Origin of the sequence: Streptomyces sp. NPDC060000, from assembly GCF_042737375.1 — a bacterium.
Lineage (GTDB): Bacteria > Actinomycetota > Actinomycetes > Streptomycetales > Streptomycetaceae > Streptomyces.
The window spans coordinates 1-10,803 of record NZ_JBHWUU010000143.1; the positions used below are offsets into that span (position 1 = coordinate 1).

Annotated in this window: 12 protein-coding genes; 5 read left to right on the forward strand and 7 right to left on the reverse strand. The window is 70.3% G+C overall.

The window, feature by feature from the left end; translation table 11 throughout:
- The first annotated feature begins 127 nt into the window (after positions 1–127).
- Positions 128–517, forward strand: a complete 390-nt coding sequence (locus tag ACFWBB_RS41415) for an ATP-binding protein (RefSeq protein ID WP_385284107.1) — start codon at positions 128–130, stop codon at positions 515–517.
- Between the two features lie 303 nt (positions 518–820).
- Here ACFWBB_RS41415 and ACFWBB_RS41420 read toward each other — a convergent pair whose 3' ends face one another.
- Positions 821–2,269, reverse strand: a complete 1,449-nt coding sequence (locus ACFWBB_RS41420; protein WP_385284110.1) for an ATP-binding protein — start codon at positions 2,267–2,269, stop codon at positions 821–823.
- Entirely contained in the window at positions 2,266–2,991 is a 726-nt protein-coding gene (locus ACFWBB_RS41425; RefSeq protein ID WP_385284114.1) for a response regulator transcription factor, read from the reverse strand. Before ACFWBB_RS41425 ends, ACFWBB_RS41420 begins: the two co-directional genes overlap by 4 nt.
- Before the next feature lie 126 nt (positions 2,992–3,117).
- Between ACFWBB_RS41425 and ACFWBB_RS41430 the strand changes: the two genes are divergently transcribed.
- Both ACFWBB_RS41430 and ACFWBB_RS41435 read left to right on the forward strand, forming a co-directional pair.
- On the forward strand, positions 3,118–4,320 hold the full coding sequence (locus ACFWBB_RS41430) for a DUF3500 domain-containing protein (protein WP_385284116.1): 1,203 nt from the start codon (positions 3,118–3,120) through the stop codon (positions 4,318–4,320).
- Between the two features lie 5 nt (positions 4,321–4,325).
- Positions 4,326–5,672 carry a HupE/UreJ family protein gene (locus ACFWBB_RS41435; protein WP_385284119.1) on the forward strand — a complete coding sequence of 449 codons (1,347 nt, stop codon included), beginning with the start codon at positions 4,326–4,328 and terminating at the stop codon, positions 5,670–5,672.
- Between the two features lie 188 nt (positions 5,673–5,860).
- On the opposite strand, the gene ACFWBB_RS41440 is transcribed toward ACFWBB_RS41435, so the two are convergent.
- Positions 5,861–6,031, reverse strand: coding sequence for a hypothetical protein (locus ACFWBB_RS41440; protein WP_385284122.1), 171 nt, complete (start codon positions 6,029–6,031; stop codon positions 5,861–5,863).
- A 186-nt stretch (positions 6,032–6,217) separates the two neighbouring features.
- Positions 6,218–6,565, reverse strand: a complete 348-nt coding sequence (locus ACFWBB_RS41445; protein ID WP_385284125.1) for a DUF1330 domain-containing protein — start codon at positions 6,563–6,565, stop codon at positions 6,218–6,220.
- Between the two features lie 460 nt (positions 6,566–7,025).
- Between ACFWBB_RS41445 and ACFWBB_RS41450 the strand changes: the two genes are divergently transcribed.
- Positions 7,026–7,199 carry a hypothetical protein gene (locus tag ACFWBB_RS41450; RefSeq protein ID WP_385284127.1) on the forward strand — a complete coding sequence of 58 codons (174 nt, stop codon included), beginning with the start codon at positions 7,026–7,028 and terminating at the stop codon, positions 7,197–7,199.
- A gap of 137 nt (positions 7,200–7,336) precedes the next feature.
- Here ACFWBB_RS41450 and ctaD read toward each other — a convergent pair whose 3' ends face one another.
- Together ctaD and ACFWBB_RS41460 are read right to left on the reverse strand one after the other, a co-directional pair.
- On the reverse strand, positions 7,337–8,986 hold the full coding sequence (gene ctaD, locus ACFWBB_RS41455; RefSeq protein ID WP_385284138.1) for a cytochrome c oxidase subunit I: 1,650 nt from the start codon (positions 8,984–8,986) through the stop codon (positions 7,337–7,339).
- A gap of 355 nt (positions 8,987–9,341) precedes the next feature.
- Complete coding sequence (locus ACFWBB_RS41460) at positions 9,342–9,584, reverse strand: SPW repeat protein (protein WP_385284130.1); 243 nt, start codon at positions 9,582–9,584, stop codon at positions 9,342–9,344.
- Between the two features lie 182 nt (positions 9,585–9,766).
- Here ACFWBB_RS41460 and ACFWBB_RS41465 point away from each other — a divergent pair, with 182 nt between their 5' ends.
- Positions 9,767–10,111 (forward strand): ANTAR domain-containing protein, encoded by a 345-nt coding sequence (locus ACFWBB_RS41465; protein ID WP_385284133.1) that lies wholly within the window; start codon positions 9,767–9,769, stop codon positions 10,109–10,111.
- Between the two features lie 5 nt (positions 10,112–10,116).
- On the opposite strand, the gene ACFWBB_RS41470 is transcribed toward ACFWBB_RS41465, so the two are convergent.
- Complete coding sequence (locus ACFWBB_RS41470) at positions 10,117–10,485, reverse strand: STAS domain-containing protein (protein ID WP_385284136.1); 369 nt, start codon at positions 10,483–10,485, stop codon at positions 10,117–10,119.
- Between the last annotated feature and the right edge of the window lie 318 nt (positions 10,486–10,803).

Genomic DNA, 10,803 nt, shown 5'->3' on the forward strand with positions numbered 1-10,803 from the left:
ACAGCGGGGGAGGGCGGGACGGTCCGTCACCGCCGGGTTGGCGGCCGCAGACCGGGGCACAAGCACCAGGCAGCAGGACGGGGCAGGCAGGACCGGGCAGGGACGATCCAGAGACCAGGGTGACCCGATGGACACGATGAGCGTCGACGTCGCACCCGCCCGCTCCGCCGCGTTCATCTCCGGCGCGCGCGAGAGCGCCCGGGATTTCCTCGAAGGGCTCGTACCGGCGATCGCATCCGAGGCTGCCGACACGGTGGTCCTGGTCGTCTCGGAACTCGTCACCAACGCCCTGCGCCACGGCGGCGGCACCTGCACCCTGGACCTGACCGCGCACCCGGAGAGCATCGAGGTGGCGGTGCACGACAGCAGCCCGCAGGTGCCGCGCATGCGCACCCCCGACCTGAACGGCGGCACCGGAGGCTTCGGCTGGCCCATGGTCAACCGCCTGGCGCGCGCCAGCGCCGTGACGCGCCGGGCGGCAGGCGGCAAGACCGTGAGCGCCCTCCTCACCCGGTAGCGCCGAGGTGCCGGCCGCCCGCTCATCGCCCGTGGGGTGGGGACGCCGCGAAGAAGACGCGGGCGAGCGGCACCTGCTGGTTGGACTGCCTCGGCCCGGCCCCGCGAGGTCGCCCGCTTTGCACCGCCGAGGTCGCCCCGCTGCGGACACGGTTGTCCTCCGGGTCGAAAGGCAGGCGGGCAGGCCGGCCCCGTGCCGTCGGTGACGCGGTGACGCGGCGAGGCGGTGAGGCGGTGAGGCGGTGAGGCGGTGAGGCGGTGACGTGGTGAGGCGGTGACGTGGTGAGGCGGTGACGTGGTGCCGTCAGTCCGTGGCCGCGGCCTTCGTCCGCGGGCCGCAGGCCGGCAGGAGACGTGATCGGCTCACGGTGAAGCCCACGGCGGCGCCGCCGCCGGGCCGCGTACCCGCCGATACGGCTCCGCCGTGGGCCTCGGCGATGTCGTGGACGATGGCGAGGCCGAGTCCGGAGCCCGGCAGACCCCGGGCACTGTCGGCCCGGTAGAAGCGGTCGAACACACGGCTGGTGTCCTCGGCGGCGATGCCGGGGCCCCGGTCGCGGACGGTGACCGCTCCCCGGCGGATGTGCACCTCGATGGGTTCGCCGCCGTCGGTGTCGAACTTGGCGGCGTTCTCCAGCAGATTGCCCACCGCGCGTTCGAGACCCTGGGAGCTGCCGCGCACCACGCAGCCGTCGGCGTCCACGTGGACCAGACGTCCGGTGCGCCGGTACACGCGCCGCGCCGCGCGGCGGGCCACCTCGGCCAGTTCCACGGGTTCCTCGGTCTCCTCGTGACCGCCTGCCAGGGCCAGTTCGACGAGTTCGTCGACGAGGTGAGCGAGTTCGCGCGTCTCGTCCTGGACGTCGTGAAGGAGCCGGTCGCGGGAGCCGGGGGACAGCTCGGTGACGCGGTGCAGCACGGTGGCGTTGGCCAGCAGGCTGGTCAGCGGGGTCCGCAGCTCGTGGGCTGCGTCGTGCACCAGCCGTTCCTGCGCCTCGCGGGCGGCGACTATGCGGCCGAGCATCCTGTTGAACGACGTGGACAGCCGCCCGACCTCGTCGCGTCCGCCCACCGGTTGCGTGGCGTCGTAGGTGACCCGGCCGTCCGTGCTGACCGCCTCGGCGACCTCGGCCAGCCGGGCCAGGCGCCGGGTGATGCGCCCGGCGAGCAGCCGGCCCGCGGCCGCCGCGACGAGCATGACCGCCACAGTGACCACCGCGATCTGCCGCGCCATGCCGGCCAGTACGTGGCGGGTCTGGTCGACCTGGACGGCCACCTGCAGGGCGCCGCGGCTCTCGCCGAGCGCGGTTGTCAGCAGGCGGTAGCTGTGGCCGCCCGCGTCGATCTCGGTGGTGACCGACTGCCCGGCCCGGCCGGAGGCGGCCAGGGCACGCGCGGCGTCGGACACCGGCAGCTTCTCCAGCGGGCCGCTCAGGCGGATGGGCATGCCGTCCCGGGCCACGGCCTGCAGGACCGGCTGCCCTTCCTCGCCGCCCTCCGGGGCGGGCAGGTCCAGTCCGGGAAAGGGCGCGGGGCTCCGGGCGGCCAGGCCGGCGCCCGGAGCCTGCTCCTGGCTCTGCTCCTGGCGTTTTTCCATGCCACGGGTCAGGGCCACGGTGGTCGACCGCAGCGTCCGGTCGACCTCCGCGAAGACGCGGTCGGAGGCGGTGAGGTAGCTCAGCGCACCGACCGTCACCGCCACCACGGCGCCGACGGCGGCGAAGGCGAGCGCGAACCGCGAGCGCAGGCTCATGGCCGCCGCGCCGCGTAACCCACGCCGCGCACCGTGCGGATCAGGTCGGGTGCCCCGGCGTCGGTGAGTTTGCGCCGCAGGTAGCCGACGTAACCGGCGAGGTTCTTCGCGTCCACACCGGCGCCAGGACCCCAGACGCTCCGGTAGATCGCAGCATGGTCCAGTACGAGACCCTCCTCGCGCACCAAAAGCTCCAGCAGGTCGAACTCGGTTCTGGTCAGCCGCAGCTCCGACGCCCCCCACCACGCCCGTCGCGTGCCGGGGCAGACGCGCAGTGACGCCATCCGCAGCACGTCACCAGGGCGCGGCTCGCCCTGTCCGCTCTCCCCGGCCGGTGATGCGGGCGACGCCGTCAGCACGGCCCGCCGCAGGAGCGCCCTCAGACGCGCGAGCAGTTCGGGCACTTCGAAGGGTTTGGGCAGGTAGTCGTCGGCGCCGGCGTCCAGACCGTTCGCCCGGTCGGGGATCCCGGCCCGCGCGGTGAGCATCAGCACGGGGATGCGGTCACCGTCGGCGCGCAGCACACGGCACACGGCCACACCGTCGATGTGCGGCATCATCACGTCGAGGACCAGTGCGCTGAAGGAGCCCCTGCGGGCCAGGACCAGGGTTTCCACACCGTCATCGGCGGTGACGACGTCGTACCCCTCCAACTCCAGTGCCCGCTCGACGGCTTCACGGACAGCACGATCGTCGTCGGCGACCAGGACACGCTCCGGCATGCGCGCATGGTCGCACAGCGTTCTGTGAGCCGCTTCTCATCCGATTCCGGACTGGCTCCGGCCGCGTTTTGAGACCGCTCTCCCACGATGAAGGGACGTCCATCACCCTCACGCCACAGGAGTCCCGTGTCCTCCCACACCCGCCCCGTACTGCGCCGGCCCGTGGTGCTCGCCGCGTGCCTCAGCATCGCCCTCGGCACAGTCGGCTATCTCGCATTCGACCCCGGGTCGGCCTCGGCGGCGGTCGCCAAACAGGCCATCCCGGCCTCCGCGGCCCGCACCGGAGCCGGTGGCGCCAACACCGCCCAGGTCGTGAAGGCCGCAGGCGCCTTCCTCGCGACGCTGTCCGACGAGCAGAAGGACACCGTCCTCTACGACTTCGACGACGCGGCGAAGACGACCGGCTGGTCGAACTTCCCGACGCCCGTCGTCGCGCGCAACGGCCTGAAGCTGGGCGACCTCACCGACGCGCAGGACGCGGCGGCCATGAAGGTCATGGAGGCGGCGCTCAGCAAGCAGGGTTACGAGGAACTCGTCGAGATCCGCAAGGCCGACGACTACCTCGCCTCGCTGTCCGACAGCGGGGACGGCGCGTCGGCCTCTCCGACCGCCACGCGCACGCCTCCCTCCGGAGCCCCCACCGATGGCGCCACCGGCGGACCCGGCGGCCCCGGCGGCGGCGGAGGAGGCGCCAACTTCGGCTCGCAGTGGTACTACATCTCCTTCTTCGGACAGCCCAGCAGGACCGGCGAGTTCACGGTCCAGTACGGCGGCCACCACGCGGCGTACAACATCACCTACGCCGGGAACAACGTGACCATGTCACCCACCCTGACCGCGGTCGAGCCGGAGGAGTTCATCTGGGACGACAAGGCCTACGCCCCGCTCGCCGACAAGCGGGCCGCCACCATCGGCGCCATCCAGTCACTCACCGCCGGCGAACTGGCCGCCGCCGAGATCGACGGCAGCTTCGACGACCTCTACCTCGGCCCCGGCAACGACGGCCCCTTCCCGGAGCAGCCCGAGGGCGTCCTGGTCAGCAGCCTCACCAAGAAGCAGCAGGCCAAGGTCACCGCCATGCTGCGCACCTGGGTCGACGACCTGGACGAGAAGGCCGCCGCACGGCTCCTGGCCAAGTACGTCTCCGAGTACGACGAGACGTACATCGGGTGGAGCGGCGGAACCACCATCGACAACGACCAGACGTACGTCCGTCTCGACGGGCCGTCCGCCTGGATCGAGTTCTCCAACCAGCCCGGCGCCTCGACCGACGAGATCCACCAGCACACGATCTTCCGGGACGAGACCTCCGACTACGGCTGGCACTGACGTCCGTGCGCCGTCTCTTCTCCACCCTGCTGCTCATGGCGTTCCTGCTGGTCGGCGGCCTCGCGTCGCCGGCCGGCGCCCACCCGATGAGCACCTCGGCCGTCCTGCTCGACATCCGTGACGACCGCGTCGAGGGCGAGGTGCAACTGCCCATCGACCGCCTGGCGATCGCCGTCGACCGCGACCTCACCCCCGCCGGCGTGCTCGGCGAGGACCGCTCCTTCCTCAAGCGCTATACGGCGCAGCACATCGGCGCCACCGGCGAGGACGGCAGCTCCTGGCCCGTCACGCTGGGTACGGGGTCGGTGCGGACGATCGACGGGACGGCGCACCTCGTCTACCCCCTCACCATCCGCCCGCCAAACGGAAAGGTCACCGACTTCCGTCTGCGCTACGACGTCATCGTCGAGGAACTCCTGACCCACAAGGTCATCGCCACCGTCCGGTACGACTTCGGCCGCGGCATCCTCAAGACGGACGACGCCAAGACACTCGGAGTCCTCGACTGGGACACCAAGAGCCTGCGGGTCCCGGCCGGCGAGGGCTCCTGGCTGAAGGGCTTCGCCACCACCGCGCAGCTCGGCATCGAACACGTCGGTGAGGGCGCCGACCATCTGCTGTTCCTGCTGATGCTGCTCATCCCCGCCCCACTGGCGGCTGCCGGCGGCCGATGGCGCGCCGCAGACACAAGGCCGCGCCGCAGCGTCGTACGCGTCGTGCACGTCGTGTCGGCCTTCGCCGTGGGCCATTCGCTCACCCTCGCCCTGGCGGCCTCGGGAGTGCTCCACCTACCGTCACGGCCGGTCGAGACGCTCATCGCCTTCTCGATCGCGGTCTCCGCGGCCCATGCGATACGACCGCTGGTGGCGCGCGGCGAGGTACTCATCGCCGCCGGCTTCGGCCTCGTCCACGGCCTCGCCTTCGCCTCGCTCATCGGCGACCTCGGCCTCGACCGCGGGTCGCTGGTGACCACACTGCTGGGCTTCAACCTGGGCATCGAACTGACCCAGTTGCTGGTCGTCACCCTGATGATGCCGTCACTGCTCGTCCTGGCCCGCACGAGCGTCTACCCCGCGTTCCGCATCGGTGTGGCCGCCGTCGGGCTCGTGTTCTCGGCGTCCTGGATGCTCGAACGCGCGACGCTGACCTCCGGCGACCCGTTCGAGGGCATCCAGACATGGCTGGTCGGACACCCCCTGCTCGTCGCCGGGGCGGTCGCGGCACTCGCCGTCACCGCCCGCCTGCGATACCCGATGCCCGGTGGCCCGCACGGCGACGGGACCACCGCGGCGCGCACCGGACCGGCGAACGAACTGCCCCTCGCGCCGACGGCCACGGCAACGACGAAGTAGCGCCCCGTCCGTCGGAGCCCTGCCCAGCCACCGTCACCGCCCACGCACCGGCGTCATGCTGAGCGCGGGGCCACGGACACTGCACCCGTGGCCCCGCGCTCCCTTCATCCGCCACTCAGCGCTCACCGCGCCGTGGCGCCGTCGGGCTGCCCGCCTCGCGCCGGGAGCCCACGCCGTCGGCCTCGGCGTCAGCGTCTGCGGGGCGCCCAGCCGCTGCCGACGCCCGCGAGGTGAAGGGCCAGCAGCGCGAGCCCGATGAGCATGACGTTCGTCGAGGTGAACACGTCGTTCGTCGAGATCTCCGCCGCGTTGATCAGGAACGAGATAAAGAACAGGACCGCCGCGATGATGGCGAGCACAGAAGACTCCTCTTGTCCGGGGGGCGATGTCTCGCCTCGTGGTGAGGACCGTCTGCCCCCAAGTCGCCGACGGACACGGCCTGATGAGCGACAGGTGAAAGATGTACGGCTTCCGGCCCGCTCCGGCTCCCACTGATACCCGTCAGCACCCGCTGATGCCTTCCCCCCGGCCGGCCACCGTGAGGGCTACCGGGCTGGCAGCGCCTCCCGCATCGACTGAGCGGTGGCGGCCGGGTCGTATCCCTCGGCGAGACCCGGGACCAGGATGATGTCGCCCTCGATGTGCCGCGAACGCAGCGGAGCGATCTCCTGGTAGGCGGCCGAGTCCCACCAGGCCCGCGCCTCGGTGAGCGAGGGGAAGCCGATCACCACGACGTGCCCGGGCCAGCTGCCCTCCTTCACCTCGTGCTGGGCGCCGTGCACCAGGAAGCGGCCCCCGTACGGCGCGAAGGTCTCCGAGATGCGCTCCATGTACTCGGCGATCTCCGGGTGCGGAGCAGCCTCTTGCAGGTGCGCTATCGCGTAGGCGGGCATGGTGTCCTCCGGGTTCGTCGACTCCCTTGTGCCGACGATCCTGACACCGCGTCACGCCACGGTCGATGACCTCTCAGGTAAACGGTCGACCGCACGTGCTCCGACTGCAACTCGGGGTCCGCCGGCGGAACCCGTTTGACGAAGACGGGTATCCCTTCGACATCCATCCCCGCCGCCCTTCCGCCGATGCCGGAGGCCCGGCGGACGACACCGCCTTCTCCAGCCGGCGGAAATGGCTCGCACGGCGTCCACTCCCGTCACTGTCGGGCGGTGCTTCGGCGGGCTGGCTCTCCGAGGTGCCTGCCCGACGGCGAAAGGCCACGGCCGTATGCGCATCGGCGTGTGCGTGATCATGTGGGCGCAATGCCGGTTCACCTCACGCGCCGGTCACGCTGCTGCTGGGCCGGTAGAACCGCGCCGGTGACCTGCGGCATGACGGGAGTGGCCGACCGGATCGGCAATGGCTCCCGGTCGCGTGACGTCCGGCGGAGTGATAGCGGCCTGGCTGTCCGCCTTCGCGGCGCCGGGGCAGATCCGCGCCGCGGTCTACGAGGACGCCCCGCTGTTCGCCTCGCAGGCCGGTTCCGCGGTCGGCCCGGACCGGATCGTCGCGACGGCAGCAGCCCCGGCGTGACGCCTGGTCAACTCGCCCTCGCCTGGGTGCTCCCAAGCCACAGTCACGGCGCTCATCCTGGAGGAGGAGGTATCCCTCGATCTCGTTGGCCGGCCCGGCCCCCGTCCGGTCCGGCGGGCCGGGGGACCGGACGGAGATCACGTCGGTTCGCCCTTGTGGCCGGTGGCGTCGACGGCGTCGCGCCTGCCGACATTCTCCTGGTGCTCGATGCCGGCGATTTCTGGGTGGCGCAGGTCGAAGGCGGGGGATTCGGAGCGGATGCGGGGCAGGGTGACGAAGTTGTGGCGGGGCGGGGGGCAGGAGGTGGCCCATTCCAGCGAACGGCCGTAGCCCCAGGGGTCGTCGACTTCGACCCGCTCGCCGAACTTGGCGGTCTTCCACACGTTGTACAGGAAGGGGAGGGTGGACAGGCCGAGGAGGAAGGCGCCGATCGAGGAGGCGGTGTTGAGGGCGGTGAAGCCGTCGGCGGCCAGGTAGTCGGCGTAGCGGCGGGGCATGCCCTCGGCGCCGAGCCAGTGCTGGATGAGGAAGGTGGTGTGGAAGCCGACGAAGAGGGTCCAGAAGTGGATCTTCTCCAGTCGGTGGTCGAGCATGGTGCCGGTCATCTTCGGCCACCAGAAGCTGAATCCGCCGAACATCGCGAACACGATCGTGCCGAACAGGACGTAGTGGAAGTGGGCGACGACGAAGTAGCTGTCGGTGACGTGGAAGTCCATGGGCGGGGAGGCGAGGATGACGCCGGTCAGGCCGCCGAAGAGGAAGGTGACGAGGAAGCCGACCGCCCACAGCATCGGTGGCTCGAACGAGATCGAGCCTTTCCACATGGTGCCGATCCAGTTGAAGAACTTCACTCCGGTGGGCACGGCGATCAGGAAGGTCATGAAGGAGAAGAACGGCAGCAGGACCATTCCGGTGGCGAACATGTGGTGGGCCCACACGGTGACCGACAGGCCGGCGATGGAGATGGTCGCGCCGACCAGGCCCATGTAGCCGAAGATCGGCTTGCGGGAGAAGACAGGGATGATCTCGGTGATCACGCCGAAGAAGGGCAGCGCGAGGATGTAGACCTCGGGGTGGCCGAAGAACCAGAACAGGTGCTGCCACAGGATCGCCCCACCGTTTGCCGGGTCGAAGATGTGCGCCCCGAACTTGCGGTCCGCCTCCAGCGCGAACAGGGCCGCCGCCAGGACGGGGAAGGCGAACAGCACCAGCACCGAGGTGAGCAGGATGTTCCAGGTGAAGATCGGCATCCGGAACATGGTCATGCCGGGGGCGCGCATGCAGATGATCGTGGTGATGAAGTTGACCGCGCCGAGGATCGTGCCGAACCCGGTCAGCGCGAGCCCCATGACCCACAGGTCACCCCCGACATAAGCGGTGCGCTCACCGCCGCTGAGCGGGGTGTAGGCGGTCCAGCCGAAATCGGCGGCGCCCTGCGGGGTGAGGAAGCTGGACATCACGATCAGACCGCCGAAGGCGAACAGCCAGTACGAGAGCATGTTCAGCCGGGGGAAGGCCACGTCGGGGGAGCCGATCTGCAACGGCATGATCGCATTGGCGAACCCGGCGAACGTCGGCGTCGCGAACAGCAGCAGCATGATCGTGCCGTGCATCGTGAACGACTGGTTGTACTGCTCCTGCGACAGGAACTGCAGCCCTGGCCGCGCCAGTTCGGCCCGGATCGCCATCGCCAGCGCCCCGCCGACCAGGAAGAACGCGAACGAGGTCATCAGGTAGAGGTGACCGATCTTCTTGTGGTCCGTCGTGGTCAGCCAGGAGACGATCATCCGGCCCCTGCTGCGCCGCCCCTTGACCGGCACCAACGTGACCGGTGCGGTTTCAGCAGTCATCGGGTCCTTTATCCATAGAAGTGGGCATTCAGGTATCAAGGTTCCTTAAACGCACAGGCATCGCACGCTGACGCGCTGTGAGGTACAAGCGCCGGGCGTGTGACCAGATGTCGCAGGCGTACACCTCACCGGCGCAAGGCATGCCGATGAGCAGGTTGGTCCATAGACGCCGCAGTTGCGTTAGGCAGTGGTCGCGCCTGAGGCCGCCGGGGTGCCGACGCACGTGTGCCGCATGGCCGTCACCCCCGTGCGGTTGTCCACATTGCCTACGAGCGTCACCCACACGGGTCGCTCAGCCGCGGTCCCTCGGTGCCTGTGGACTGTGATCGCGGTGGCCTCGGGTCCGCTTCAGCATGAGAAGGGAGGCCAGGGCCAGGAGGATGTAGATGCCGCCGATCACCATGTCGACGATCCGGGCACCGTCGAGAACGGCGGTGTTCTGCAGGCTCAGCAGGTACGGAGACGCGGCCAGCCAGGCGCCGGCCGCCAGCACAAGGAAGTCGGAGCGGGCGCCGCCTTCATGCGGGCCGGACATGTCAGCTCCTCTCGCGGGCTGCCTGCCCAGTCACCCCTGCTCCGGTGTTCCACGCTCCCGCCGCGCACTGTTTCGCACCGTGCGGCGGCCCGGTATGTGATCTTCGTGGCGCGCCGAGGATGTCTTGTTGTTCCAGTCCGGGGCACGCGCACGGAAACCCGCCCCCAGTATGGAGATCAGTCATGACGACCTCCCGCGAACAGCGGCCCCAGGCCGACGGAACGCGTGACGCCACAGTGACCCGTCTTGAGCACGAGAACGCCCAACTGCGCCACGCTGTCGACTCCCATGCGGCAATCGACCAGGCCATCGGTGTCCTCATCGCGACCCACCGGCTGCCGCCGGCCGCCGGGTTCGATGTGCTGCGCGAGATCTCCCAGCGCACCAACACCAAAATGCGCACGGTCGCGGAGGCGCTCATCGCCTGGGCGTTGGGCCGGCCGCTCGCGGAGCCGCTGGGCCAGGAACTGGACCCGGCGGTGCAGCGCCGCAAGCCTCACACGCAGGCCATGGACCGGCCCAAGTAGGGCTCTCAGGCGTTCAGGGCCTGCTCGACGCTGGGGTGGCAGTCGATGATCTCGTCGATGCCGACCATCTGCAGCAGACGCACGACGGCCTCCTGGGCGCCGGCGATGCGCAGCCATCCCTGAGCGCTGCTCACGCGCCGGTGGGCCGTGACGAAGACGTTGATCCCGCTGGAGTCCATGAAGGTCACACCGCTGAGATCCGCCACGATCCGCGGCGGCGACACCGTGCCGTCCTCGGCCAGCAGGGCTTCGCTGAGGACGTCCTTGACGTCGTGGTCGATCTCGCCGTGCACGGCTACGACGAGGACGCCGTCGACCACCGCGGGCTTGACGGAGAACCGGCTTGGCCGGTCTTCCTTGTGGATGTTGCTCACGTCTCCTCGCCTGTGCCTAGGCTTGCCCAGCAGGGCGTGCCCGGACGATTCTGCCCCACCGCTGCGGCGGCATGCACCCAGGTGGCCGGGCCGGACGACATCCCTGGTGGCATGCATGACCGATCGCGGGTGACGGCGCGCGCGGGGGAGTGAAGGCGAACACGGAGCGGGCAGCCCTGACATCCTCGGGGCCCGGCTCGGGGGCGCGCGGTTCCACGGGGCCGAGGCATCCCTGTCGCCGTGCGCCGGCCGGTCTCCGGTTGGCCCCCTCCGCCATCCCCGGCCCGGGCGGGCTCTATCGGGTGCCTCTATCGCTGG